The 26,174-nt window shown below is 65.2% G+C and carries 22 protein-coding genes and 1 tRNA gene; 12 read left to right on the top strand and 11 right to left on the bottom strand.

The genetic code is table 11. The annotated features are described in order from the left end of the window. Window positions 1–92: 92 nt before the first annotated feature. A complete protein-coding gene (locus ACSBOX_RS07210; protein ID WP_442545424.1) occupies window positions 93–749 on the top strand; it encodes an MBL fold metallo-hydrolase in 657 nt (218 codons plus the stop codon). A gap of 13 nt (window positions 750–762) precedes the next feature. On the opposite strand, the gene ACSBOX_RS07215 is transcribed toward ACSBOX_RS07210, so the two are convergent. Then, window positions 763–1,851 carry a PLP-dependent cysteine synthase family protein gene (locus ACSBOX_RS07215; RefSeq protein ID WP_442545425.1) on the bottom strand — a complete coding sequence of 363 codons (1,089 nt, stop codon included), beginning with the start codon at window positions 1,849–1,851 and terminating at the stop codon, window positions 763–765. A gap of 115 nt (window positions 1,852–1,966) precedes the next feature. On the opposite strand from ACSBOX_RS07215, the gene ACSBOX_RS07220 reads away from it, so the two are divergent. From ACSBOX_RS07220 to ACSBOX_RS07230, 3 genes are all read left to right on the top strand, one after another. Continuing rightward, a complete protein-coding gene (locus ACSBOX_RS07220; protein WP_442545426.1) occupies window positions 1,967–2,821 on the top strand; it encodes a sulfurtransferase in 855 nt (284 codons plus the stop codon). 78 nt (window positions 2,822–2,899) lie between these two features. Continuing rightward, window positions 2,900–4,081 carry an NAD(P)-dependent alcohol dehydrogenase gene (locus ACSBOX_RS07225; protein ID WP_442545427.1) on the top strand — a complete coding sequence of 394 codons (1,182 nt, stop codon included), beginning with the start codon at window positions 2,900–2,902 and terminating at the stop codon, window positions 4,079–4,081. Next, entirely contained in the window at window positions 4,078–4,506 is a 429-nt protein-coding gene (locus ACSBOX_RS07230) for an HIT family protein (protein ID WP_442545428.1), read from the top strand. The genes ACSBOX_RS07225 and ACSBOX_RS07230 overlap by 4 nt, the downstream gene beginning before the upstream one ends. Before the next feature lie 216 nt (window positions 4,507–4,722). Here ACSBOX_RS07230 and hrpA read toward each other — a convergent pair whose 3' ends face one another. The 3 genes from hrpA to ACSBOX_RS07245 are packed head-to-tail and all read right to left on the bottom strand — an operon-like array spanning window position 4,723 to window position 9,949. Then, window positions 4,723–8,721: an ATP-dependent RNA helicase HrpA gene (hrpA, locus tag ACSBOX_RS07235; RefSeq protein ID WP_442545429.1), complete on the bottom strand. Its 3,999-nt coding sequence runs from the start codon at window positions 8,719–8,721 to the stop codon at window positions 4,723–4,725. Window positions 8,722–8,734: 13 nt separating this feature from the next. After that, window positions 8,735–9,721 (bottom strand): helix-turn-helix transcriptional regulator, encoded by a 987-nt coding sequence (locus ACSBOX_RS07240; protein ID WP_442545430.1) that lies wholly within the window; start codon window positions 9,719–9,721, stop codon window positions 8,735–8,737. A 60-nt stretch (window positions 9,722–9,781) separates the two neighbouring features. Beyond that, entirely contained in the window at window positions 9,782–9,949 is a 168-nt protein-coding gene (locus ACSBOX_RS07245; RefSeq protein WP_442545431.1) for a hypothetical protein, read from the bottom strand. Window positions 9,950–10,030: 81 nt separating this feature from the next. Between ACSBOX_RS07245 and ACSBOX_RS07250 the strand changes: the two genes are divergently transcribed. Beyond that, window positions 10,031–10,999: a GlxA family transcriptional regulator gene (locus ACSBOX_RS07250; protein WP_442545432.1), complete on the top strand. Its 969-nt coding sequence runs from the start codon at window positions 10,031–10,033 to the stop codon at window positions 10,997–10,999. Here the strand turns inward: ACSBOX_RS07250 and ACSBOX_RS07255 are convergent. The 3 genes from ACSBOX_RS07255 to ACSBOX_RS07265 all read right to left on the bottom strand — a co-directional run bounded on the left by ACSBOX_RS07255 (window position 10,996) and on the right by ACSBOX_RS07265 (window position 12,656). Continuing rightward, entirely contained in the window at window positions 10,996–11,319 is a 324-nt protein-coding gene (locus ACSBOX_RS07255) for a protealysin inhibitor emfourin (protein ID WP_442545433.1), read from the bottom strand. The two genes, ACSBOX_RS07250 and ACSBOX_RS07255, sit on opposite strands and share 4 nt — an antisense overlap. A 33-nt stretch (window positions 11,320–11,352) precedes the next feature. Further along, a complete protein-coding gene (locus ACSBOX_RS07260) occupies window positions 11,353–12,369 on the bottom strand; it encodes a M4 family metallopeptidase (protein ID WP_442545978.1) in 1,017 nt (338 codons plus the stop codon). A 116-nt stretch (window positions 12,370–12,485) separates the two neighbouring features. Next, entirely contained in the window at window positions 12,486–12,656 is a 171-nt protein-coding gene (locus ACSBOX_RS07265) for a hypothetical protein (RefSeq protein WP_442545434.1), read from the bottom strand. A gap of 644 nt (window positions 12,657–13,300) precedes the next feature. Here ACSBOX_RS07265 and ACSBOX_RS07270 point away from each other — a divergent pair. Next, window positions 13,301–13,363 (top strand): hypothetical protein, encoded by a 63-nt coding sequence (locus tag ACSBOX_RS07270; protein WP_442545979.1) that lies wholly within the window; start codon window positions 13,301–13,303, stop codon window positions 13,361–13,363. A gap of 517 nt (window positions 13,364–13,880) precedes the next feature. Here ACSBOX_RS07270 and ACSBOX_RS07275 read toward each other — a convergent pair. The 4 genes from ACSBOX_RS07275 to ACSBOX_RS07290 form a co-directional block, all read right to left on the bottom strand. After that, window positions 13,881–13,953, bottom strand: a tRNA-Arg gene (locus ACSBOX_RS07275). 87 nt (window positions 13,954–14,040) lie between these two features. Further along, a complete protein-coding gene (locus ACSBOX_RS07280) occupies window positions 14,041–15,561 on the bottom strand; it encodes an FAD-dependent oxidoreductase (protein ID WP_442545435.1) in 1,521 nt (506 codons plus the stop codon). After that, window positions 15,558–16,430 (bottom strand): FAD:protein FMN transferase, encoded by an 873-nt coding sequence (locus tag ACSBOX_RS07285; RefSeq protein ID WP_442545436.1) that lies wholly within the window; start codon window positions 16,428–16,430, stop codon window positions 15,558–15,560. The genes ACSBOX_RS07280 and ACSBOX_RS07285 overlap by 4 nt, the downstream gene beginning before the upstream one ends. Window positions 16,431–16,434: 4 nt before the next feature. Further along, complete coding sequence (locus ACSBOX_RS07290; RefSeq protein WP_442545437.1) at window positions 16,435–16,854, bottom strand: FMN-binding protein; 420 nt, start codon at window positions 16,852–16,854, stop codon at window positions 16,435–16,437. 233 nt (window positions 16,855–17,087) lie between these two features. Between ACSBOX_RS07290 and argS the strand changes: the two genes are divergently transcribed. The 6 genes from argS (at window position 17,088) to rho (ending at window position 26,033) form a co-directional block, all read left to right on the top strand. Next, window positions 17,088–18,737, top strand: coding sequence for an arginine--tRNA ligase (argS, locus tag ACSBOX_RS07295; protein ID WP_442545438.1), 1,650 nt, complete (start codon window positions 17,088–17,090; stop codon window positions 18,735–18,737). Between the two features lie 5 nt (window positions 18,738–18,742). Further along, window positions 18,743–20,212: a diaminopimelate decarboxylase gene (gene lysA / locus ACSBOX_RS07300; RefSeq protein ID WP_442545439.1), complete on the top strand. Its 1,470-nt coding sequence runs from the start codon at window positions 18,743–18,745 to the stop codon at window positions 20,210–20,212. Next, window positions 20,205–21,521: a homoserine dehydrogenase gene (locus ACSBOX_RS07305; RefSeq protein WP_442545440.1), complete on the top strand. Its 1,317-nt coding sequence runs from the start codon at window positions 20,205–20,207 to the stop codon at window positions 21,519–21,521. Before lysA ends, ACSBOX_RS07305 begins: the two co-directional genes overlap by 8 nt. After that, window positions 21,522–22,628: a threonine synthase gene (gene thrC, locus ACSBOX_RS07310; RefSeq protein WP_284751234.1), complete on the top strand. Its 1,107-nt coding sequence runs from the start codon at window positions 21,522–21,524 to the stop codon at window positions 22,626–22,628. 2 nt (window positions 22,629–22,630) lie between these two features. Continuing rightward, complete coding sequence (thrB, locus tag ACSBOX_RS07315) at window positions 22,631–23,605, top strand: homoserine kinase (RefSeq protein WP_442545441.1); 975 nt, start codon at window positions 22,631–22,633, stop codon at window positions 23,603–23,605. Between the two features lie 301 nt (window positions 23,606–23,906). Next, on the top strand, window positions 23,907–26,033 hold the full coding sequence (rho, locus tag ACSBOX_RS07320; RefSeq protein ID WP_442545442.1) for a transcription termination factor Rho: 2,127 nt from the start codon (window positions 23,907–23,909) through the stop codon (window positions 26,031–26,033). The last annotated feature ends 141 nt before the right edge of the window (window positions 26,034–26,174 follow it).

A 26,174-nucleotide genomic window follows, 5' to 3' on the forward strand; every position in this document is an offset into this window, starting at 1 on the left:
ATATTGATGTTCGCAAACACCAACGTTACCAGCCGGCGGTCCCCGGACGTCGGTTCGTGGACACCATGGGAGGCCCGTCCTAGGCTGGCTGCATGAAGCTCACCAAGTTCACCCATGCTTGTGTCCGCCTGCAAAAGGACAGCCAGGTCCTCGTGATTGATCCCGGGACTTTTTCCGAGTCCGAGGAAGCCCTAGCAGGTGCCCACGCGGTGCTGATCACCCATGAGCACGCGGACCATGTGGACGCCGATGCCGTCGTCGCGGCACTCAAGGGAAACCCGGGGCTGCAGGTGCACGCGCCCGCGGGGCTCGCTTCCGATCTGGCCGCGAAGGCGGGCGACGACGGCGACCGGGTACACGCCGTCGAACCAGGCACGTCCTTTGACGCCGGAGGCTTCGCGATTCGTTCCTTCGGAGGGCAGCATGCCCTTATCCACCCGCAGATTCCGGTGGTGGCCAACATCGGTTACCTCGTGGACGCAAACGTCTTCCACCCGGGCGACTCGTTCGTCGTCCCCGACGGAATCGACGTACAAACCCTGCTGGTGCCCATCCACGCGCCCTGGTCGAAAATCGGCGAGGTGGTGGACTTCGTGATCGCGGTCCGCGCACCCAAGGCCTACCCGGTCCACGACGGGCTGCTGAACGAACTCGGGCGCGGTTTGGTGGAAGGCCACGTAACCCGTATCGGCGCGAAGTACGGTACCAGCTATGCGAGGTTGTCGCCGCGGGAATCGGTGGAGGTCTAGCTTAGTCCGCCGCCTACATGCTGCCGGGCCACGTGCCTGTCTCGAAGAAGTCGGCCAGGACGGCCTCGTACGGGGCAGGGTCCAGGCCCCGCTCGGCGATCCAGTCCGGATTGTAGTAGCTCCCCGCATAGCGATCGCCGGCGTCGCACATGAGCGACACGATACTGCCGCGCTTTCCCTGGGCCACCATCTCGGCAACCAGTTGGCAAACACCCCAGAGGTTGGTTCCCGTGGAAGGCCCGGCATGCAGTCCGGCCAGCCGGCGCAAGTGCCGCATCGCGGCGACGGAGGCGGCGTCGGGAACCTGGATCATGGTGTCGATGACGGCCGGGACGAAGCTGGGCTCCATGCGCGGCCGGCCGATGCCTTCAACCCTGGACGGCATGCCCGTGGAGTAGTCCGGGACGCCGTCGCGCCAGCCGGGATAGAACGCGGAGTTTTCGGGATCGACCACGGCCAGCCGGGTCGAGTGGCAGTGGTACCGCAGGTACCGGCCGATGGTGGCGCTGGTTCCGCCGGTGCCGGCGCCCACCACGATCCACTCGGGCACGGGATGCTCCTCGAGGGCGAGCTGTTCGAAGATCGATTCCGCGATGTTGTTGTTGCCCCGCCAGTCGGTGGCGCGCTCGGCAAAGGTGAATTGGTCCATGTAGTAGCCGCCGGACGTCCGGGCCACCTCTTCCGCCATGGCATAGACCTCCGATGCGTGGTCCACGAGGAGGCAGGCGCCGCCGAACTCTTCGATGAGGGCGATCTTCTCGGGGCTGGTGGTCCGGGTCATCACGGCGATGAACGGGAGCCCGATCAGCCTGGCGAAGTATGCCTCGGACACTGCGGTGCTCCCGCTGGAGGCCTCCACGATGGTGGTCCCTTCCGTGATCCAGCCGTTGACCAGGCCGTAGAGGAAGAGCGAGCGTGCCAGTCGATGCTTGAGGCTGCCGGAGCGGTGGGTGGACTCGTCCTTGAGGTAGAGCTGGACACCCCAGTGTTCGGGGAGCGGCACCGCGTAGAGGTGCGTGTCCGCAGAGCGGTTGTTCTCGGCTTCGATGCGTCGGATTGCCTCGCTGGCCCATGCCCGGTCCTGGTTGCGTAGAGTGCTCACCGATCCAGCCTACCGGCGGCGGCTGCCGCCCAAGGATAGGCTGGTAGCCGGTTGACAGCTGCACGGCAACAGCTTCGACGTCGTTCGGTAGGAGCAGCAAAGCGAAGGAGATTTGATGGCCACCCTCATTGACGTAGCCGCGCTCAAGGACCGCATGGACGCGGGCAAGCGGACAGTCTTGCTGGACGTCCGTTGGGTGTTGGGCGATCCGCACGGCCATTCGCACTTCCGCCAGGCCCACCTTCCCGGCGCAGTCTATGTGGACCTGCATCACGAACTCGCCGATCCCACGGCCGAAGGGCAAGGCCGGCACCCGTTGCCGCCCACCGCCGCGCTGCAACGGAGCGCCCGTGCGTGGGGCATCAACGACGGCGACACTGTGGTCGCGTACGACGACAGCGGCAGCACCGCAGCGGCGCGGTTGTGGTGGCTGCTCCGGGACGCCGGTTTCCATTCCGTCTTCCTGCTCGACGGCGGATTGGGCGCCTGGCGCGCGGCCGGCTATCCGCTGGCGCAGGACGAGCAACCGCCGGTTCCAGGCGACGTCGTGCTTGGACACGGCCACATGGACGCCATCAGCATGGACGAGGCGGCGGACTGGCACAGCCGTGGAATCCTTCTCGACGCCCGGGCCGGGGAACGCTACCGCGGCGAATTCGAACCCATCGATCCCCGCGCGGGACACATTCCCGGCGCGCTGAGCGCTCCCACGGCCGGAAACCTCGGACCGGACGGAACATTCCTCCGCGCAGCGCAGCTCCGAGAAAGATTCTCTGCCTTGGGCATCGACGAGGGCAGCAAGGTAGCGGTCTATTGCGGCTCAGGGGTCACGGCAGCCCACGAGATCGCCGCCCTAGAGATCGCAGGATTCAGGGCAGCCCTCTTCCCGGGCTCCTTTTCGCAATGGTCCTCGATCGAGTCCAATCCCGTCGTCACCGGAGCCGCGCCCCTGGGCACTCCGGAGCAATGAGTCTTGGCTTGCGGTGAAGGCGGCGGGCGTGGCGGCGCCGAGTGGCAAAGAATCAGCCCGCAGGGGTAGCGTCGAGGCATGACTCCCGGACGCCCCGTTCCTCCGCCCCTTGGCAAGCCGCTCGTCGTGGGTGACGAGACGGCGGACACCTCGCCATCCAAGCCCGCGGCCGCGAAGGGAATGCCGACGCTCGCGGCCGCCTACGGCGCCACGTCGGCCGTCAGCGGCCTTGTCCCGCTGACCGTGGCCCGCCGCGTTCCCAAGGAAGACGACGTCGAGATCGAGATCGATTTCTGCGGCCTCTGCCACTCCGATGTCCACGCGACACGGGGCGAATGGGGTGTCCAGAACTATCCGCTAATCCCGGGCCACGAGATCGTGGGACGGGTCCGCAGCGTGGGCTCCGCCGTCGACGACTTCGCACCCGGAGACCTCGTGGGCGTCGGCTGCCTGGTGGACTCCTGCCGCGAATGCGGCAGCTGCCTCGAAGGCCTGGAGCAGTACTGCGAACGCGGAAACGTCGGCACCTACGGGGTGAAAGACCCCCGGAACGGCGACGCCATCACGCAGGGCGGTTACTCCACCTCGGTGGTGGTGGATCGCCGCTTCGTGCTGCGCGTGCCCGAGGGCCTCGACCCGGCCGCGGCGGCGCCACTGCTGTGCGCGGGCATCACCACCTACTCGCCGCTGCGCTACTTCGACGTCGAAGACGGCGACGTGGTGGGCGTCGTCGGACTCGGCGGACTGGGCCACATGGCGGTCAAGATTGCGAAGGCGATGGGGGCGCGCGTGGTGGTCTTCACGACGTCGGACGCCAAGTTCGAGGCGGCGATCGAGCTCGGTGCCGACGAGGTGATCCTCTCGAAGGACCCGGAGGCCATGGAAGGCGCCAACCGCTCCATCGACGTCATCATTGACACCGTGGCAGCGCCGCATGACCTGAACCCGTATTTCCGCGCCCTGCGGCTGAACGGTGCCCTCTTCCAATTGGGGCTTCCTCCCACGGACATGCCTCCGGTCAGTCCCGGCGCGCTGATCCGGCGCCGGCTCTCCTACGCGGGTTCGTTGATCGGGGGCATTGCCGAAACCCAGGAAATGCTGGAGTTCTGCGCCGAGCATGGCGTAGTCAGCGACGTCGAGGTTGTCACCGCCCGGCAACTCAATGAAGCCTACGACCGCATGGTTGCCGGCGACGTCAAATACCGTTTCGTCCTCGATACCAAGACCCTTCAGCCCGCTTCGGAAAAGGCAGACATATGAGCACCCTGTTCACCAAGATCATCAACGGCGAGATTCCGGGACGCTTTGTCTGGAAGGACGACGACGTAGTTGCTTTCCTGACCATCGCCCCGCTGACCGACGGCCACACCCTCGTGGTGCCGCGCGAAGAGGTGGACCGCTGGACCGACGTCGCCCCTGGGCTCCTCAACAAGGTCATGTCCGTCGCGCAGACAATCGGCAAGGCGCAAGTGGAGGCGTTTGGCGCGCCGCGGGCTGGACTGTCCGTGGTGGGCTTCGAAGTGGAGCACTTCCACGTGCACGTCTTCCCCGCAACGTCCCTGGCCGATTTCGACTTCGGGACCGTGGAGCACAACCCGGACCCCGCCCGGCTCGACGCGAATGCCGCGAAACTCCGGGCCGGCCTCGCCGCCGCCGGACACGGAGAGTTCGTTCCCGCGGACTGAAGCCGGGCGACGCCCGCTCACCTTTGCTCGTGTTTTCTCAAACGCCCGCTCACCTTTGCTCGTGTTTTCTCAAACGCTCGCTCACCTTTGGCATGAATGGCCTCTATAGCTGAGCGGGCTGTATTGGTGAGCGAGCGTCGGCGGAAAGAGCTGTATATGTGAGCGAGCGTCGGCGGAAAGAGCTGTATATGTGAGCGAGCGTTGGGGCCGCGGCAGCTATGCGGGGGCCAGTGCCTGGTTGAGAACCGTCCGGATGCGCTTTTCCGAGACCGAGTAGGCCGTGCCGAGTTCGACGGCGAAAAGGCTCACGCGCAGTTCCTCGATCATCCAGCGCACCCGGGTTAACTCGGCTCCTGCCCGTCGGCCCGGCAACAGTGCGGAGACGGCGTCGTCGTAGTCGTCCTCCAATGCCTGCACGACGGACATGTTCAGCCCGTCCCGCTGAACGTTGTTCGGAAGCTTTTCGAGGCGCTTCTCGATTCCGGCCAAATACCGGGGCAATTGGCTCAATTGGGCGTAGCCCGTCCGTGCCACAAAACCGGGGAAAACGAGTTGCTCCAGCTGGCTCTTCATGTCGTTGAGGGCACTGATCAAGGCGAGGCTCGTGCTGCCCTTGAGCTGTTTCTCGATCCGCCGGGTGCTCCCCAAAACGCGTTCGACGACGGCGGTCACCGTGAAGACGGTGTCGATCAGTTCCGCGCGGACCAACTCGTAGAGGGCATCGAACGCCGCCTTGTCCCAGGGAAGTTCGGCGGGAGTCAGCTTGTCGATGGCCGCGAGGACGCAGTCCGCGATCAAGGCGCTCACCGAACCATGGGGATTCTGGCTGAACGTCAACTTCTCGGTGTTGTTCAAGTGTTCCAGCACGTAGCGGTCCGGCGCGGGAACCCGAAGGGCGAGCAGCCGGATAACGCCGCCGCGCATTGCCGACTCCTGCTCAGCCCGGGTCTGGAACACCCGCAACGCAACGGTTTTGCCCTCATCCACGAGAGCGGGATAACCGGTGACATCATGTCCCTTCACCGTCCGCGTCACCTGGCGCTCGACAGTTCCAAAGGTCCATTCGGTCAATCCGGTCTGCTCGGAAAGGAAACCGGCTCCCTGCGGGGTCGCCCCGCTGCCGTTTCCGCCGGGCGAGCCGGCACCTCCGGAACTGGAAGCGCCCTTCGGAGCCTGGGCCCGTGCCGTCGTCGCGGGTGTTGCGCCGAGGGATTCGGCGATGGCGCGGCGGGTCGCGGGGGCCAGCTGCTCCTGGAGCGCGCCGAGGTCCTTGCCTTCGTCGAGCACCTTGCCGCGGCTGTCCACTACCTTGAAGCTGACGCGCAGATGGGCCGGGACAGCGTCCCAATTCCACGATCCCGGAGGAATGACGTGTCCGCGGATGCGGCGCAGCACCAGCTCGAGCGAGGCTTCGAGATCGTCCGAGGCAGGATCGAAGTCGGTTTCCAAGGCAGCGGCAGCCTGCCGGGCCACATCCGGGGCAGGCACGAAGTTCTTGCGGAGGTGTTTGGGCAGCGACTTGATCAAGGCCGTGACGAGCTCCACCCGCTGGCCAGGTATTTGCCAGCGGAAGGGGGCGTCGTCGAGCTGGTTCAGGAACAGCACGGGTACCTCGGCTGTGACACCGTCCGAGGGATTGGGCGGCGAGCCGGGAGCCACGGGATGGAACTCGTAGCTCAAAGGCAGTTCAAAGCCCTTGTGCAGCCAGGTTTTCGGGTAGGCGGAATCATCCAGGGCTTCGGCGTCCTCGCTGATGAGCAGCGATTGGTCGAAGTCCAGCAAGGTGGGGTCCTGCTGACGGGCTTCTTTCCACCATTTGTCGAAGTGGCGTTCGGAGACCACGTCCTTGCCGATTCTGGCGTCGTAGAACTCGAAGAGCGTGTGGTCGTCCACGAGGATGTCGCGGCGGCGCATCCGGGTTTCGAGTTCCTCGATCTCGTGGAGCAAGGCGCGGTTGCGGTGGAAGAACTTGTGGTGGGTTTTCCAGTCGCCCTCTACGAGGGCGTGCCGGATGAAGAGTTCGCGGGAGAGCTCGGGATCGATCCTGCCGTAGTTGATGCGACGGTTCGGGATGATGGGGACTCCGTAGAGCATCACCTTTTCGTGGGCCATGACCGAGGCCGTCCGGGCGGACCAGTGGGGTTCGCTGTAGGAGCGCTTCACGAGGTCCGGTGCAACCTGCTCTGCCCACAAAGGATCGAACTTCGCGGCGACGCGTGCCCAGAGCCGGCTTGTTTCAACCAGTTCCGCGGCCATGACGAAGGCCGGCGACTTCTTGAACAACGCCGAGCCCGGGAAGATGGCGAAACGGCTGCCGCGTGCTCCGGCGTATTCGCGCTTGCGTTCATCGAGCATGCCGATGTGGCTTAGCAGTCCCGAGAGCAAGCTGATGTGGATTCCCTCGTTGTTGCCTACGGGGTCGGCCTCGCGCTTGTTGTCGATCGTGATCCCCAGCGGCTTGGCGAGCTGGCGCAATTGCTGGAAGAGGTCTTGCCATTCGCGAACGCGCAGGTAGTTGATGAACTCGTTCCTGCACAACCGGCGGAATTGCGTGGAGGAGAGCTCCTGCTGTTTTTCCTGGATGTAGTTCCACAAGTTCAGGAATCCGGTGAAGTCCGAGTTCTCGTCCCGGAAGCGTGCATGCTTCTCCGCTGCAAGCTGCTGCTTGTCCGTCGGGCGCTCGCGCGGGTCCTGGATCGTCAAGGCCGCCGCGAGGATCATGACTTCCTTGACGCAGCCGCGTTTTCCGGCTTCGACGATCATCCTGCCGAGCCGGGGGTCCACCGGGAGCTGCGCCAACTTCTGCCCGACGGCGGTCAGACCGCCGCGATTGTCCGCGCCGCCCCCGCGCGTGTTGCGGCCGTCGACGGCTGGGGGAGGGCCGCCGTCGCCCGTGCGGGCAGCGCTCAAGGCGCCGAGTTCGCGCAGCAGCGTGACGCCGTCGTTGATGGCACGGGAGTCCGGCGGCTCAACGAAGGGGAAGTTCTCGACGTCCTTGGGGCCGCGGGCAACGCCCATGGCAGTCATCTGCAGGATGACGGCGGCAAGGTTGGTCCTCAGGATCTCCGGATCGGTGAACGGGGGGCGGGACTCGAAGTCGTCCTCGGAATAGAGCCGGATGGCGATACCCTCGGACACGCGTCCGCAACGGCCGGAACGCTGGCTTGCCGATGCCTGTGAGACACGCTCAATCGGCAGCCGTTGCACCTTGGTGCGGTGCGAGTATCGCGAGATGCGGGCCGTGCCGGTGTCGATGACGTATTTGATGCCGGGCACCGTCAGGGACGTTTCCGCGACGTTGGTGGCGAGGATGATCCGCCGCTTGCCGCCCGGGTTGAAGACCCTGTGCTGCTCCTGCAGGCTCAATCGGGCAAACAGCGGCAAGACTTCCGTGCCCGCCAGCTTGCGGTTGGCTTGGATCCGGCCGTTCAGCGCTTCCGCGGCGTCACGGATCTCGCGCTCGCCGGAGAAGAACACCAGGATGTCCCCGGGAGCCTCCAGCGCGAGCTCGTCGACGGCGTCGCACACGGCGTCGAGGGGGTCGCGGTCTTCCTCGAGCTCGTCGTCGGACGCGTCCTCATCCTCGCCGGATGCACCACCGGCTGGCTGGGAGAGCGGCCGGTAGCGGATTTCCACGGGGTAGGTCCGGCCCGAGACCTCGATGATCGGCGCGGGTTCTTCCTCGCTGCCGAAATGCTTCGCGAAACGCTCGGGGTCGATGGTGGCCGAGGTAATGATGACTTTCAGGTCCGGCCTTTGCGGCAGGATCCGCTTGAGGTAGCCCAGGATGAAGTCGATGTTGAGGCTGCGCTCGTGTGCCTCGTCGATGATGATGGCGCTGTACTTCCGTAGCAGCTTGTCCCGCTGGATCTCGGCCAGCAGGATGCCGTCGGTCATCAGCTTGATCTTGGTAGCCTTGCTGACCTCGCCGGTGAAACGGACCTGGAAGCCCACTTCCTGCCCGATCTCCACGCCCATCTCGAAGGCGATGCGTTCGGCAACGGTGCGCGCGGCAAGGCGACGCGGCTGGGTGTGGCCGATCAGGCCCTTGTCCCCGAGGCCGAGTTCCAGGCACATCTTGGGAATCTGCGTGGTCTTGCCGGAACCTGTTTCGCCGGCGATGATGGTCACCTGGTTTGCGGCGATCGCCGCCATCAAGTCCTCGCGGCGCTCGGAGACGGGCAGCTCTGCGGGGTAGGAAATATGAAATGTCATGGCTGCTGACAGTCTACTGTGGCGGCGCGTCGCCTTGCAGTGCACGGTTCCCTGCGGCTTTTTCCAATCGCCCGGCCAGGGTGCGGGCGTACTCCTTGAATTCCTCGGGGGAAATGATCTCAAAGTCCATGTCCAGCGCTGCGAGGTGTGCCGCCGGCTGCGCCAGGCTGTCCCAGCCGGCGCGGAGCAGGGTGGCGTTCCCGCCGTCGTCGCTCAAGCTCGCAAGCTGCGGGCCGACGACGGCGGCCACCTCGCCGATGGGGGCGTGGAGGCGCACGACGACGTCATAACGGTAAGGCGAGCGGGTCACGGAGCGCTGGACGTAGTCCGCGAGGTCCTCGGCAGGGAGGGGGCGCGGCACATACTTTTTCCGTTCAGCCGGAAGCGTGGCGATGCGATCTGCACGGAACGTGCGCCAGTCTTCCCGGTCCACATCCCAGGCGACCAGGTACCAGCGCCGCCCGGTGTCGACGAGCCGGTATGGCTCCACCAAGCGCCGGCCGGCGTCGCCGTCGGCCTTGACATAGTCGAAACTGAGTTGCCGCTTGTCCGCGATCGCCGCGGAGACCACCGTGAGCTGCTGGGGGTCTACCGACGCCGCGTTGCTGGGCAGTGTGGTGACCGCGGCCTTGAGCATCGCGAACTTCGGGCGGAGGCGTGAGGGAAGCACCTGCTCAAGCTTGGCAAGGGCGCGAACGGATGCTTCGCCGATACCGGCCACGGGACCCGCCGCCACCGAGTTCAGTCCCAAGGCGACGGCGAGAGCTTCATTGTCGTCAAGCAGCAGCGGCGGGAGCTGCGCCCCGGCGCCCAGTTGGTAACCGCCGGCTATCCCTGGCGAGGCGTGGATGGGGTAGCCGAGGTTCCGGAGCTTGTCGATATCGCGGCGGACGGTGCGCTCCGTGACACCCATCCGCGTGGCCAATGCCGGGCCGGTCCATTCACGCCGGACCTGCAGCAAGGACAACAATTGCAGGAGCCTCGCGGACGTCTGGATCATGCCATTGAATCTAGCCCAGGATGCGGACAAAAGTCGTCCGTATTCAAGGGCAGGCTGTTCTTAGAACGCGCGCAGTGTCCAGCATGAGTTGTCCGGCAGGTCCCGCGCGGTCCAAGGCTCCGAACGGTCGGGGGGAAGGTGGCCGCGGCCGTCCCGAAGGACTGCTGAAATGGACGCGGCCGCGGTGATGATGAGGATGATGAACAGCAAGGCTCCGATGAACTCCATGACTCCATCGTGTTCCCGATGCATCTCAAGAAACAGTGGCAGAAATGACCCATTTAGGCAATTTTCTGCCACACTGGATCTATGTTGAAAACGGTGGCAATCATTGTTGTTCCCAACTTCTCGATCTTCGAATTCGGGACCGCCTACGAGGTCTTCGGCATTGACCGCGCGGACCGGGGGAGCGGAGTTCCCACCTTTGATTTCAGGGTCTGCACCCCCGTACCGGGAGACGTGAAGATGAAGTCCGGCCTGTCGATGCACGTCGACCTGGGCCTGGAAGCCACAAGCGATGCCGACCTGGTCATCATGGCCCCGTACGGACGGGACGAGGACGTGCCGGAGCCCGTATTGGATGCGCTCCGGGCTGCGCATGAACGGGGTGCCTGGGTCATGTCGATCTGCTCCGGCGCGTACGCGCTTGCGCGCGCAGGGCTTCTGGACGGACGCCGCTGCACCACGCATTGGCACTATTCACAGGACCTTGCCAGCAGGTATCCGAAGATTCACGTGGACGAAAATGTGCTCTACGTCCAGGACGGAACGATCATTTCAAGTGCCGGCACCGCGGCCGGGATCGACGCGTGCCTGCATCTGATTCGCGTCGAGCTCGGCGCCAACGTTGCGGCTGCCATTGCCCGCGACATGGTGGTTCCTCCGCACCGCGACGGCGGCCAGGCCCAATTCATCGACCGGCCCATGCCCACGTGCGGCTCCGCGCCCATGGAGGCCTTGCTGCGCTGGATGGTGGAGAACCTCGAGCACGACCACAGCGTGAACGAACTGGCGTCCCGGCTGCACATGTCCGCCCGGACGTTCGCACGCCGGTTCCGGGCCGAAACCGGGGCCACACCGGCGGCGTGGCTCAATTCGCAGCGGGTACTGCGGGCGCAGGAGCTTCTGGAAACCACGGAGTTGAACATCGACGAAATAGCCCGCGAGGCCGGATTCGGACATTCCGTGCTGCTGCGTCACCACTTCGCCAAGGTCCTGGCCACGAGTCCGCAGTCGTACCGGAGGGCTTTCCGCGGCCAGTTGGCGGAAGTTGGCTAGCGGCGGAGGGTCTCGTGACCTTCTACCTTGGCGTTCTCCACGAGGGTGTGCCATGGCCCGGTGACCTCGGTCTCGGGAAGCGTGGCCCGGTGTTGTCCGGCGCGGATGGAATACATGAACCTGTCGGCTTGCCCGGCTGCTTTCCCTGGTGTCCGCGCGGGCGCTTGTGCGCTGGCGCGACCCCGGGACGGCACTTGGTCCCAAGGGCAGGCCTCTACGATCGGCATCCAGCGTCGTTTGTCCTCGGAGGTGGCGGCATCCACGGTCCAGACGCGTGTGATCGCGGCGACGCCACCGCTGCGCTGGACGGTGATTTTCATGTTCTGCGGCTTCCACTGCTCCGGAGGGTGCTGCTAGAGCTTTACCTTCACAGTTTCCCACGCCGTACGGACGGCGTCATGCTCGCGCGAACCGGCGCCGAAGAGTTCCTCCGCCGAGGCGACGGTGGCCTTGGCGAAGCGCCCGAACGTGCAGGTGGCAGGCAGCGAGCCGCTGGTCAGGGTGTTGTACCAGATCTGTCCCGGCGCTTCCCACGCATTGCCACCCAGTTCCAATGCAAGAAGGGAGAACGCCCGGTTGGGGATGCCCGAATTGATGTGGACTCCGCCGTTGTCCGCGGTGGTGCGGACATACTTGTCCATGGAGTCCGGTTGCGGATCCTTGCCGAGGACGTCGTCGTCATACGCAGTACCGGGCGCCGTCATGGACCGGAGCGCGGTGCCTTGGACGGCGTCAGTGAACAAGCCCTCACCAATCAGCCAGCTGGCGTCGGCAGCAGTCTGCTTCTTGGCATACTGCTCCACGAGCGCCCCGAAAACATCCGACATGGACTCGTTGAGCGCTCCGGCCTGGTTCCGGTAGGCGAGGGCTGCCGTGTACTGCGTGACGCCGTGGGCGAGCTCGTGCCCGATCACGCTGAGCGACTTGGTGAACCTCTGGAAGATCTCGCCGTCGCCGTCACCGAAGACCATTTGGCTGCCGTTCCAGAAGGCGTTGTCGTACAGTTCGCCGTAATGGACGGTGGCGTCGAGTTTCAGGCCGGCGCCGTCGATTGAATTCCGGCTGAACGCCTCTGCATAAAGGGCGTGGGTTCCGCCCAGTCCGTCATAGGCTTCATCGGCGGCGGGGTCGCCCGTTGCCGGACCTTTTTCCTTGCGGACGAGCTTGCCGGGCAGGGCTTCGGTGGAGCCAGCGTCGTAGATGGTCCGCTTGGGCGGCCCGGGCTTCGCCTGGCGTGCAGTGGGCACCGGGGCCGGCACCGGAAGCGATCGGACCGCTTGGAGGTTCCTGATGTGGAGCAGGGATTCCTTGGCCGCCCGCGCAATAACGCGCAGGCGGGGCTCATGTTGGGCCGCCAGCCTTCGCAGCATGTACGGCGGAACGATGGAACAGATCACGGCGAACCCTTTCGTACCTCGTGGACGGGTACGAACAGCTTAGGAGTGGCCACCGACTTTTTAGCCGGCCCGCTTCGGCATGTCCCGGATCACGACGACGGGGAGTCCTCCTGCGGGCGCGCCGGCAACAGCTCCGACTCATATTCAGTGCCCTTCAGAATCCGCTGCAGCTTGCCGAGGTCCACGATGCCATTGCCCCACGCCAGCTCGATTTCGTAGAGGGCCTGCTTGTTGCGGCGGTCGGCTTCACATTCAGGCATCGCTGTCCTTGGGTTTTGGGCGAAGGATCGTTGCGAGTTGTGGTGCCGGTAGCCGCGACAGCTTGTTGGCGAGAACCGGGGCCTTGGCGTCGAGTTCGGGGAACGCGGGCTCCTCTTGAGGTGCCTCCCCAGGTCTTTTTGTTGTCTCCACAAGAACCATGTGTTGGCAGGCGGTCAAACGTGACGCAGTTTTTCCATTTTCTGTTGCCCGCTTGCAACCGTCCAGGCTCCAATCGGCAACGCGGTGCGCGGACCACAGGACAAAACGTGTGAATCGGAGGGGCTTGCTTCACTGTGTTGGCGGGTGAATTTGCCCCTCCGTGAAGCGAAGCTGGTTCGAGGATCTACGGGCGCCGTCGGATTCCGCTGGATCACTCTCTTCGCCGACGTTGCCGGCCCCGTGATTCCGCAGGTCCGGCATTTGTCCATTCGAATGATTGAGCAGAATCTCACATCCGGGCGAAACCGGCCCGGGACGAAACAGCCCCCGGAACGCAAAAAGGCGGGTTATAGGACAAAACGTGTGTACGGGAGGGGCTTGCTTCCCGGTGTTGGCGGGCGAATTTCGGGACGGCTAAGCTTTGGAAGCTTAGGGTGGCCGGGGTGCTTGCATATCTCTGGAATGTCTGGGCTGCGGTCAGGCGCTGGTACGGAACGGAAAAACGGCCGCGGGTAAGCAGCGCTACCGGCGTCGGCCGCTCGGGTGAACGCCAGGACGTCAGCAGACGCTCCGATCTCGAGGCGTTCCTCGGCTGGCTGATGGGCACCATGAACCAGTCATCGCTGACCTCGTTCGGCACCGCCCGCTCATTGCGGCGCCGCACGGCCTGGTGCTGGAACGTTGCCCCGCGGATCACGATGACCGGGGAGGTCCATGACCAAATCCAGGTCGATGGGATCTACGTCGGTTCATGGTGCTGCCTGATCGTCCGTTCTCGCCTTGCAGCGAGCTCCGGTAAGCGAAGCTGGTTCGACGATCTACGGGCCCCCGAAGGATTCTGCTGGATCACTCTCTCCGCCGATGTTGCCGGCCCCGTGATTCCGCGGGCCCGGCATTTGTCCATTCGAATGATTGAGCAGAATCCGACAGTCGAGCGAAAATGATCCCGGGACGCACCTGACACGAGCGGGATTTACCCACGTTTTGTCCGATAACCTCCGCGCGCACTCGGTGAGGCAAAGAAAAACCCCGCCGGTTCCTTGAACTGGCGGGGTTTTCTGTTGTGCCCTCGATAGGATTCGAACCTACGGCCTTCTGCTCCGGAGGCAGACGCTCTATCCCCTGAGCTACGAGGGCATCCGGGGCTCCCGTCCGTTGCCGGAGGGACGTCCATGAGCTTAGCAGGTCACCGCGCCGCAATGGAAAACGGGTGCGGGCGAGCCGTCAGTAGCCCGCGAAAGCGTCCACATGGATTCGTCGGGCACCGGCGTGGCGGGCGGCTGAGCGAAGGGCGTCCACGTTTGCCGGGGACCCGGAGACGTAGACGTCGCGTTCTGCGACATCGGGGATGAGCGCCCGCAGGGAGTCGCCATCGATCCGGCTCCGCCCGGCGTCGTGCATGAACGACGGCGGGAGGGAACCGTCCGAAAGGCGGGCGATGACCCGTGCTCCCGAGGCCTCCAGGACATCCCACCCGGCAAGTTCGGCGGCGCTGGGGGCGAGATACAGCACGACGATGTCCCTTCGGGCGGAGTCGCTGGACGCCAGCTGGGAAAGGAAAGGTGCAATCCCGATTCCGGCCGCGATAAGCAGCACGGGTTTGCCGGCGTCGTGTGGGAGGACGAAGTCGCCGCCCACGGCGGTTCCATGGACGCAATCCCCAGGCGCAAGCGCGAGCAACGCGCGCTTGGCTGCCGAGACGGGTTCCGCCGTGCCGACGCCGAATGTCATCTCGGGCGAGTCCGGCGCGCTGGTGATGCTGAAGACCCGTCGCCGGCCCTTACCGTCGGAGCGCGAGTGCGGAAGGTTGAGCTCCATGAACTGCCCCGGAAGGAAACGGACGGGCCGTCGTGGCTCAAAACGGAACTCTGTGGTGAAGGGCGTCAGGGGCCGCGAGCCCTTGAACGTCAGCACGATTCCGCCCCGCTGCCCCACAAGGAAGGCGAGGAGGTTCCCGATGAGCAGAGCGAGTTCCGGCGAATTGGCGACGCCTGCCACGTTGTACGGCACCGCGAACAACAAGGCCACGACGGCGGCCAGCGCCACTTGCTGCCAACGGCGGGGAGGCAAGGTGAGCGGTTCGGTAAGCATGAAGCCGACGAAAAACAGAAGCGGCTGCTGCGCGATCGGTTGCCAAACGGCGAGTCCGAAGGTCATGCCGCCCCGCAGGAGCAAGGCGCACACCACAGACACCGCCACCACCAGGAAAGTGCAGGCCATGAGCACCTTCAGTGTCCGGTACAGCACCAGAAGTACACCGGGCACGAGGAGCCACAGCATGGCCGGGGTCGCTGCCCACCACGTGGTGATGTTCAAGCCGGTGAGTCCCGCGATGAAGGCCCCCGCGGCGGCGGGATTGAAGATGTGCCGCCCGCGGAACGCCAACAAATATTTGGATGCCGAGGCCAGGACGCACGCCACGGCGACTCCGGCGAGATCGGGGACCTGGACCGAGGGAACCAGCTCAGTGGGCCAGAACAGGAAGTACAACAAAAGGCCCGTGATGAGCGAGGATTCCGAATGCGGCCGGACCTTGAAGAGCATGGCCACGAGCCGGTTGGACGCGTACGTCACGCCCAGGCACAGCACAAGGTGGACCAGCATTTCAGGCAGCCCGAAGGTGAGCCAGCCCAGCGCGTTCAGCACCAGGCTGTACACCGCGAGCACGCCAAGGACCCAAAGAATCAGCCGGTACATCGTGAAATGGCCGAGCCAGGCATCCACGCGCGCTTTGATGGCAATCATGTGAACAGTGTCCCTTCGAAGCCGGGCGAATAGGCGGCATGTCCGTCCGAATAAACCTTGAGCCAGGAGAATTCGAATTCCGTCTCCAACACCGGCGGATCAACCATGAAAAGCGCCGTGGCCAGGGCATCGGCTTCCATTGCCGTCGCAGCCATGGTCCACGTAGCCACCACCGTCTCGATCGGGCGCCCGGTGGCGCCGTCGAGGACATGGTGCAGGCCGTCGCCCCACGCCCGGCGGTTGGCGGCGGAAGCGCACAGGGCGCCGTCGCGCAGTTCGACGACGCCGATCGCCTGGGTGGGGTCGTAGGGGTGTTCGAGGGCCACGCCCAATGGTTCCGTCCCGGAATGGAGCATGTCGCCGCTCGCATCGACCAGGAACTCCGTAGTTCCCGCTCCACGCAGGACCGAGGCCAGAAGGTCCACCAATTGGCCCTTTCCGGCAGCGCCGATGTCCAGGACCACAGGAGCGGAAGCGGTGATCGACGTGCCGCTCCACACGAGGACGTCTTCCCAACGCGGCGCCGGCACCGGATGGCCGAGGGGTCGCAAAGCGTAGTCCGCGCCGTAGCCCAGGCGCTCGAGGCTGCCGCCAATGAGCGGAGTCATGGCACCGTCGCTGAGGCGGTACAGCTTTTTGAAAAGCTGTTCCAGCTCGCCGGACCCGGCCGGAAGGGTGACGGTGCCGGGTTCACGGGCGAGAGCGGCAACCAGGGAGTCGTCCCGGAAACGCGAATAGCTTCGGTCGTAATCCTCCACGACGCCGAGCAAGCCGGCGTGCATCCCCTCCGGGAGTTCCTCCGGCGTCGAGATTTCCCACGTGGTCCCGATGCCGTCGAAGCTGAAACCACTCCAGCCCGTGAGCGTCATGCCGCTATTTGGCCTCGGATTTGATGGTTTCCACGGCCTTGTTGAATCCTTCGCTCGTCAGGGAGGAGCCAGCTACTTTCGAGACGTTGATCTCGTCCAGTTTCTTGCCGACAACCTGCGCGGCGATGCCGTTCTTGAACTGTCCCTGGAACTCCTGGGTGTTCGGGTTGTTGGCATGGACGGTGATGTCCACAGCGGAAATGGTGTTGCCGGCCAAGGTCAGCTGGACGCCTACGGTTTCGCCGCCGTTGGGTGAAATGTAGTCACCGTCCGCACTGTAGGTTCCGTCCTTGTACGGGCCGGAAATCGAGGAGGTCTTCTGCGGGGTGCTGCCTCGGGCCGAAGGGGCGCAAGCTGCCACCGAACTGGCCAGGGTGAGGCCGGCGGCGCCCACCAGGAGGCCCTTGCGGAGTGGCGTAGTCATGGTTCTGCTCGTTTCAACTGGACTCGTCAACTGGACAAGAAAAAGGGTCAATGCATATTGCTGCAGGCCGTGGGCCGATCACACGATTGACGTTGATTTCAGCCTATCGGTTCAGTCTGGGAGCTCTACCGGGCGAAGCTGGGCGCCGGCTGGGTGCGCGCTGGTGCCCGCATGTGCGCATTGCTAAGCATAAGAATTCCACCAGTTGCAAGCCCCACCGGTAGGCTAGACGGGTGACTCCCGAAGAACTCTCAGCCGCCATATCCGCCTGCCTGAAAGACGCTGTCGCCGCCGGCGAACTTGCGCTTTCCGAATCCGCCCTCCCCGAGGACGTGCGCGTGGAGCGACCCAAGAACCGGGAGCACGGCGACTGGGCCACCAACATCGCCCTGCAGCTTGCCAAGCACGCCGGGACCAACCCGCGTGAATTCGCCACGATCCTGAGCAAGCGGCTCGAAGCGATCGACGGCGTCACCGCCGTCGATATCGCAGGCCCCGGCTTCCTCAACATCACCGTGGACGCAGCCGCCGCCGGCGCGCTGGCCAAGGTGATCGTGGAGGCGGGAAGCTCCTACGGAACCAACCAGGCGCTCGCAGGCCATGTGGTCAACATGGAATTCGTCTCGGCCAACCCCACGGGACCGCTGCACATCGGCCACACGCGTTGGGCCGCCTTGGGCGATTCGATCGCCCGCGTACTCCGCGCTTCCGGTGCGGACGTCACCGCGGAGTACTACATCAACGACGCCGGCTCGCAGATGAACGTTTTTGCGAACTCGGTGCTCTCCCGCCTGCACGGACGCGGCGTTCCGGAAGGCGGCTACCCGGGCGAGTACATCCGTGAACTCGGCGATGAGGTCCTCAAGGCCCACCCGGCAATCCGCGAGCTCACCGACGCGGCTGCACTGCCGGTCATCCGCGCCGCCGCCTACCAAGCCCAGATGAAGGACATCAAGGACACCCTCGCCGGATTCGGCGTGGCTTTCGACGTCTTCTTCTCCGAACAGGAACTGCACGACGGCGGCGCGATCGAATCCGCCGTCGCCCGCCTCCGGGAACAGGGCCACGTGTTCGACGACGGCGGGGCAGTCTGGCTGCGCACCACGGACTTCGGTGACGACAAGGACCGCGTGATGATCCGCGCCAACGGAGAACCCACGTATTTCGCCGCCGACGCCGCGTACTACCTGTCGAAGAAGGACCGCGGCTTCACCGAGAAGATCTACCTGCTCGGGGCCGACCACCACGGCTACATCAACCGGCTCAAGGCCATCGCCGCCTGCGCGGGCGACGACCCCGAGGTCAACATCGAGGTCCTGATCGGACAGCTGGTCTCGGTCAACGGCGCCAAGCTGTCCAAGCGCGCCGGCAACATCATCGAGCTCAAGGACCTTATCGAATGGCTCGGGAAGGACGCTGTGCGCTACTCGCTGGCGCGCTTCCCCGCGGATTCGCCGCTGACACTGGATCCGGAGCTGCTGAAGAAGAACAGCAACGAAAACCCTGTGTTCTACGTGCAGTACGCGCACGCCCGCTCCCGGGGAACGGCCCGCAACGCGATCGACGCCGGCGTGGACCACAGCGCGTTCGACGCTTCCCTGCTTGACCACGCGACCGAGAACGAACTGTTGTCCTACCTCGGCAGCTACCCGTCCATCGTGGCCAAGGCCGCGGAGCTCCGCGAGCCGCACCGTGTGGCCCGCCACCTCGAGGTCATCGCCGGGGCCTACCACCGCTGGTACGACGCCTGCCGCGTTTCGCCGCTGGGCGACGAAGCCGTCCAGGACGTCAACCGCACGCGGCTGTGGCTCAACGACGCGACGAGCCAGGTACTGGCGAACGGACTCGAACTCCTCGGCGTTTCAGCCCCGGAACGGATGTGACCAGCATGCAGAACAATGCCGCCGCCTCACCCCTTGCGCCCGAATGGCTCGCCGTGCCGGAAGACCTGAACGCGCTTCACGCGCCGATGTGGGCCGAAGGTGTCGGGAGGAACGACGACGGCGAACTCGCCATTGACGGCGTTCCCGTCAGCGAGCTCAAGGCTCAGTTCGGCACTCCGCTGTTCGTCATGAGCGAGGGCGATTTCCGTGCCCGTGCCCGCTCCTTCAAGAATGCCTTCGACGAAGCTTTCGCGGACATCTGCGGGGGAGTGGACGTCTACTACGCCGGAAAGTCCTTCTTGTGCACTGCCGTGGCCGCCTGGGTGGCCGAAGAAGGCCTGCGCCTGGACACGTGCTCCGGGGGAGAGCTCGCCGTCGCGGCCCGCGCCGGCATCGACGGTGCCAATCTGGGGCTGCACGGCAACAACAAGTCCGACGCCGAAATCAACCGCGCACTGGACATGAAGCTCGGCCGCATCGTGGTGGACAGCCTCGATGAGCTTGAGCGGGTTGCCAAGATAGCCTCCGGCCGCGGCGAGACGGCGAAGGTCATGCTGCGGCTGACTCCCGGCGTCCACGCCCACACCCACGAATTCATCGCCACGGCCCACGAGGACCAGAAATTCGGTCTCTCCATGGCCGGGGATTCCACCGAGTCGGCCGGCCTCTCGGCGGCCGAAGAAGCCGTCGCTGCGGCCACCTCGTACTCCAACGTGGAACTCCTGGGCCTGCACTGCCACATCGGTTCCCAGATCTTCGAGCCCGACGGCTTCGCGCTGGCAGCCGAGAAGCTGTTGGCCTTCCTCGCAGCGATGCAGGCGAAGTACTCCATCGTCCTGCCGGAACTGGACCTGGGCGGTGGCTACGGCATCGCCTACACTCCGGTGGACACCCCCCGCCCGCCGGCCGAGATCGCGCAGGCGATGGCCGCCGTCGTACGCTCCACGTGCGCTGGGCTGGGGATCACCCCGCCGCGCATTTCGATCGAACCGGGCCGCGCAATCGTGGGCACCAGCACATTCACCCTGTACGAGGTGGGAACGCTGAAAACAGTTCGCGTGGACGCGCCGGCAGGCCCAGAAGGCGGAGAAAACGTTACGTTCCCGCGCCGGTATGTGTCGGTGGACGGCGGCATGAGCGACAACGCCCGTCCGGTGCTGTACGACGCGGATTATTCGGCCATTCTCGCCTCGCGGGCCTCGGGTGCCGCCCCGCAGTTGTCCCGAGTAGTGGGCAAACATTGCGAGAGCGGCGACATAGTTGTTAGAGATGTATATCTGCCCGAAGACGTGGCAGCCGGTGATCTGCTCGCTGTACCGGGAACCGGCGCTTACTGCTGGGCCCTCTCAAGCAACTACAACTATCTGGCCAGGCCTGGCGTTGTCGCTGTGCGCAATGGATCCGCCCGGCTGATCGTCCGCGGGGAAACCGAAGAAGATCTCTTGAACCGCGACATGGGAGTGGCGAATGTCTGAAGTGCGAACCCTGAAGGTGGCCCTGCTGGGCTGTGGCAATGTCGGGGCCCAGGTAGCGCGGATTCTCCTTGACGACGCCGACGCCCTTGCGGCCCGCACCGGAGCGCGCTTGCAGTTGTCCGGCATCGCCGTGCGAAACATCGATTCAGAGCGCGACGTCGAACTGCCGCGCGAACTGTTCACCACCGACGCCGATACCCTGGCCAAGGACGCCGACCTGGTGATCGAGCTCATGGGCGGCATCGAACCAGCCCGTTCGCTCATCCTGACCGCCATGCAGAATGGCGCCTGCGTCGTGACCGGCAACAAGGCGCTCCTGGCCCAGGATGGCCCGACGCTCTACGAAGAAGCCGACAAAGCCGGCGTCCAGCTCTCCTATGAGGCCGCCGTCGCCGGAGCCATTCCGATCCTGCGCCCCATCCGCGACAGCCTCTCGGGCGATCGCATCACCCGGGTCCTGGGCATTGTCAACGGCACCACCAACTTCATCCTCGACCAGATGGACAGCACCGGTGCGCAGTTCGCCGACGCTCTGGCCGAGGCCCAACGCCTCGGATACGCGGAAGCCGACCCGACGGCCGACGTCGAAGGCCATGACGCCGCGGCCAAGGCCGCCATCCTCGCCTCGTTGTCCTTCCACACGCGCTTTGCCCTCGAAGACGTCTACTGCGAAGGCATCACCAAGGTCAGCGCGGCTGACATTGCCGCCGCGAAGGAAGCGGGCTTCGTCATCAAGCTTCTCGCCATCGCCGAGAAGATCACCAACGCAAACGGCGACGACGGCATTTCGGTCCGCGTCCACCCCACCCTCCTGCCCCGCGAACACCCGCTCGCAGCAGTCCGTGGCGCGTTCAACGCAGTCTTCATCGAGGCCGAGAACGCCGGCGAGCTGATGTTCTACGGCCAGGGCGCCGGCGGAACCCCGACGGCGTCCGCCGTCCTGGGCGACCTCGTTTCGGCCGCCCGCCGGGTGGTGCTTGGCGGTCCCGGTCGTACCGAGACCACCACCGGCTACGTGCCCGCGCTGCCGATCGATGCCTCCACCACGAGCTACTACATCGGCCTCGACGTCGCCGACCAGGCCGGAGTGCTGGCCCGGATCACCCACATCTTCGCGGAGAACGGCGTGTCTATTGAGATCATGCGCCAGACGATCCACCGCGACGCCGGCTCGACGGTTGAGTCGGCCGAGCTGAAGATCGTCACCCACCGCGCATCCGAAGCCGCACTCGCGGCAACCGTCGAGGCCGTCAAGGGCCTGGACGTCATCAATTCTGTGACATCCGTCCTGCGGGTAGAAGGGGTCTAAGTGGCTCACCAATGGCGCGGAGTAATCCGCGAATACGCTGATCGTTTGCCTGTAACGGAAGCCACGAAGGTCATTACCCTTGGCGAGGGCGGAACTCCGCTGGTCCACGCGCAGAAGCTCTCCGAACTCACCGGCTCCACCGTGTACCTGAAGGTGGAGGGCATGAACCCCACCGGGTCCTTCAAGGACCGCGGCATGACGATGGCCATGACGGCGGCTGTCGAAGCCGGCGCCAAGGCCGTTGTCTGCGCCTCCACCGGCAACACTTCTGCCTCCGCCGCAGCCTACGCCACGGCTGCCGGGCTCAAGTGCGCCGTGCTGGTCCCCGAAGGCAAGATCTCCATGGGCAAGCTCAGCCAGGCCATCGCGCACGGTGCCACTCTCCTGCAGGTGGACGGGAACTTCGACAATTGCCTGGACATCGCACGGAAGCTCGGCGAGTCCTACCCGGTGTTCCTCGTGAACTCCGTCAACCCGGCGCGTATCCAGGGCCAGAAGACCGGTGCCTTCGAAATCGTCGATGCCCTCGGAGACGCTCCTGACATCCACGTCCTGCCGGTGGGCAACGCGGGCAACATCAGCGCGTACTGGAAGGGCTACAAGGAGTACTCCGCGCCCTTCGAGTCCGCAACGGCCGGCACCCTTCCCGCCGTCTCCACCAAGACTCCGGCCATGTGGGGATTCCAGGCGGCAGGCGCGGCACCGTTCGTGGCAGGCCACCCCATCACCGAACCGGACACGATCGCTACGGCCATCCGCATCGGCAATCCGGCATCCTGGGACACGGCCATCGCGGCACGCGATGAATCCGGCGGCTTCATCGACGCCGTGACCGACGAGGAAATCCTCGATGCCCACCGCTGGCTCTCCGCCAAGGAAGGCGTCTTCGTGGAACCCGGTTCCGCGGCAGGGGTCGCCGGCCTCATCAAGAAGCACGCGGCAGGCGAGGTTCCCGCCGGAAAGACGATCGTCATCACCGTCACCGGACACGGACTCAAAGACCCGCAGTGGGCCCTCCGCACCGAAGACGGCAGCGAGGTCCAGCCGGTCAAGGTGCCGAACGACGTCGTGACCGTGGCATCCGAACTGGGACTGGAAGAAAACTAAGAGTGGAAACCACGCAGCCCACCGCGACGGGCCTCAAGCTTGTCGCGGCAGGCCAGCAGCTGACCGTCAGGGTCCCGGGCACCAGCGCCAACCTGGGCCCCGGCTATGACAGCCTCGGCCTGGCATTGTCGATCTACGACACCCTGACCGTCGAAACACTCTCTACCGGAGAGCTCGAGTTCGAGCTCTCCGGCGAGGGATCCGAGTCCCTCCCTCGCGATGCCAGCCACCTCGTGGTGCGTGCGCTCAACATGGCCCTGGAACGCCTCGGCTTCCGGCACAGCGGCCTCAAGATCACCGCGGACAACGTCAATCCGCATGGCCGTGGACTCGGCTCCTCGGCCTCGGCCGTGGTTGCGGCCGTTACCGCTGCCAACGCCTTGGTCCCCGAATCCGCCCAGCGCGGCCGCGAATGGATCCTGCAACTCACAAGCGAGATGGAAGGGCACCCGGACAACGTCGCACCCGCGATTTTCGGCGGACTGGCCTTGTCGTGGCAGGACAGCGAGCAGTACAGCAGCACCCGTGCGGAGGTGGTCCCGTCGGTCATCCCGATCGTGGCCGTCCCCGACTACGAACTGTCCACCGAAACCGCCCGCGGGCTGCTGCCCGCTTCCATCGGCCACCACGCGGCAGCCATGAACTCTGGGCGTGCCGCCCTCCTGGTCCACGCCTTGACCTCCGATCCCCGTTTCCTGCTTCCCGGAACCGAGGACTACCTGCACCAGAGCTACCGCGCAGAGGCAATGCGGCCAAGCGCGGCGCTGATCAAGGCATTGCGGTCTGCAGGACATGCAGCTGTCGTTTCGGGAGCGGGTCCCACGGTTCTGGCGCTGGCCAACGGCGCGGACGAAGCCGGGGCGATCGCCGAATTGATTAAAACGTTCACCGCGGACAACACACCGGACGTTGCGTGGCGCGTGATGACACTGGCAGTGGACGTTGAAGGTGCTAGAGTGGACTTGCACCGGCGGTAGAACCGCGGGCAGTTCCCTGACATTGGATCCCGGCTTGATGCCGTTCCCGTCTCCTACTGTGTCGAAGTCTGCCGGTGTCGTCTCCTTATCGGCCTGTCGCAGGTGCCACAGAACCCTTTCTGTTACCCGAACCGTCAGCCCGCGCCCCGCCCGCCGGAGCATCGAAGACGTATTAGTATCCGGCCCTGCTGAAACTAAACCGGCAAGACCGAAATCACGGCTGCAGATCTGAACTGCAGTCCAGAACAAATCATCGCGTCCAGCTCTAGGTCTGGACGCCGTCGAGGGGGAAGGATCCTTCGTGACAGAAACCACTGAGCTGGCTTCAGCTGTGGACACAACATCTTCTGCAGCTGAATCAACGGCCGCAACCGCTAAGAGCAGCGGCCTTGCAGGCCTCAAGCTCGCGCAGCTCCAGGCTCTCGCCAGTCAGCTGGGCATTTCGGGCGGATCCCGGATGCGCAAGGGGGACTTGGTTTCGGCGATCTCGGCCCATCGCGCCGGTGCAACCACCAGCAAGGCTCCTACCGCGGCCAAGGCCGTGGCAGTAAAGGCCGCGCCTGCATCCCCGGAAGCTGAGACTGCTGCCGCACCTGCCGCAGCATCCACCGAAGCCGCGCAGGATGGCACCCGGGCACGTGGCCGTGGCCGCAGCCGCCGCGCCACCAGCGACGGCGTAGTTGCCGCTCCCGCCGCCGCGGAAGCCGCGGAGGCTCCCGCCGTCGTCGTCGAGGCTCCTGCAGCTCCCGCCGCCGAAGCAAGCGAGGCCGCCGGCGAACGCCGCCAGCCGCGCACCCGGAACCGCCGTCGTGGCGAGGCCGTTGCTCCCGTGGAGACCGGTGAAGCAGGCGAGACCCGCGCTGCAGAGCAGCCGCAGGCCGAACAGCGTCAGCCCGAGCAGCGCCAGGCAGAACAGCGTCAGCCCGAGCAGCGTCAGGCAGAACAGCGCCAGCCCGAGCAGCGTCAGGCACAGCCGCGCCAGGGCGAGCAGGCCTCGGCCGACGCCGGCGAATCCGGCCAGCGTGAACGCCGCGACAACACCCGTACGCGTCGCGAAGACACGAACGACGGCGATGACAGCGGCAACCGCCGCAATCGTCGCAACCGCCGCGACCGCAACGACCGTCCGGGTCCGCAGGACAACCGCGACAACCGTGACAACCGCGATGGAAACACCCGCAGCGACCGCTTCCGCGACCGCAACGAACGCCGCCGCGGCCGTGGCCAGGGCCCGGACGTCGACGACGTCGAGGTCACCGAGGACGACGTCCTGCTGCCGGTTGCCGGCATCCTGGACGTCCTGGAGAACTACGCGTTCATCCGCACCTCCGGCTACCTGCCCGGTGCCAACGACGTGTACGTGTCCCTCGCCCAGGTCAAAAAATACAACCTGCGCAAGGGTGACGCCGTCGTCGGAGCGATCCGCGCGCCGCGTGACGGCGAGGACCGCAGCCAGCAGTCCGCGCGCCAGAAGTTCAACGCTCTCGTCCGCGTCACGTCGGTCAACGGCAAGACGCCCGAAGAGCTCAAGGACCGCGTCGAATTCGCCAAGCTCGTCCCGCTGTACCCGTCCGAGCGCCTGCGCCTCGAAACGGATCCCAAGAAGATCGGCCCGCGTGTCATCGACCTCGTGGCCCCGATCGGCAAGGGCCAGCGCGGCCTGATTGTCTCCCCGCCCAAGGCCGGCAAGACGCTCATCCTGCAGTCCATAGCGAACGCGATCACCACCAACAACCCTGAGGTCCACCTCATGATGGTGTTGGTCGACGAACGTCCCGAAGAAGTCACGGACATGCAGCGCACCGTCAAGGGCGAGGTCATTGCCTCCACCTTCGACCGTCCCGCCGACGACCACACCACGGTTGCCGAGCTTTCCATCGAGCGCGCCAAGCGCCTCGTGGAAATGGGCATGGACGTGGTGGTCCTCCTGGACTCCATGACCCGGCTGGGCCGCGCCTACAACCTGGCAGCACCGGCTTCCGGCCGTATCCTGTCCGGTGGCGTCGACTCCGCTGCGCTCTACCCGCCGAAGCGTTTCTTCGGTGCTGCGCGCAACATCGAAAACGGTGGCTCGCTGACCATCCTGGCAACCGCGCTCGTGGAGACCGGTTCCAAGATGGACGAGGTCATCTTCGAAGAGTTCAAGGGCACCGGCAACATGGAGCTCCGCCTGTCCCGCCAGCTGGCGGACAAGCGCATCTTCCCGGCCGTGGACGTCAACGCTTCGGGTACCCGTCGCGAAGAGAACCTGCTTTCGGCCGAAGAAGTCAAGATCATGTGGAAGCTGCGCCGCGTCCTGTCCGGACTCGAGACCCAGCAGAGCCTTGAACTCCTGACCAACAAGATCCGGGAGACCGGGAGTAACGTCGAGTTCCTCATGCAGGTACAGAAGACGACTCTTGGAGCCAAGTCGGATAACGACAAGTAGCTGGCTGTTGAGCCGCTGATTTTGCTGCCCCCGCCCCTACGCCGGGGTGGCTTGCGATCTACGATCGCGAGCCACCCCGGCTTCGGCAGGCCCGATGCCACTCCCGGGGCAGCAAAATCAGCGGCTCGGTTTTTAAGAAGG

The sequence above is a fragment of the Arthrobacter sp. KN11-1C genome, assembly GCF_052180225.1.
Taxonomy (GTDB): domain Bacteria; phylum Actinomycetota; class Actinomycetes; order Actinomycetales; family Micrococcaceae; genus Arthrobacter.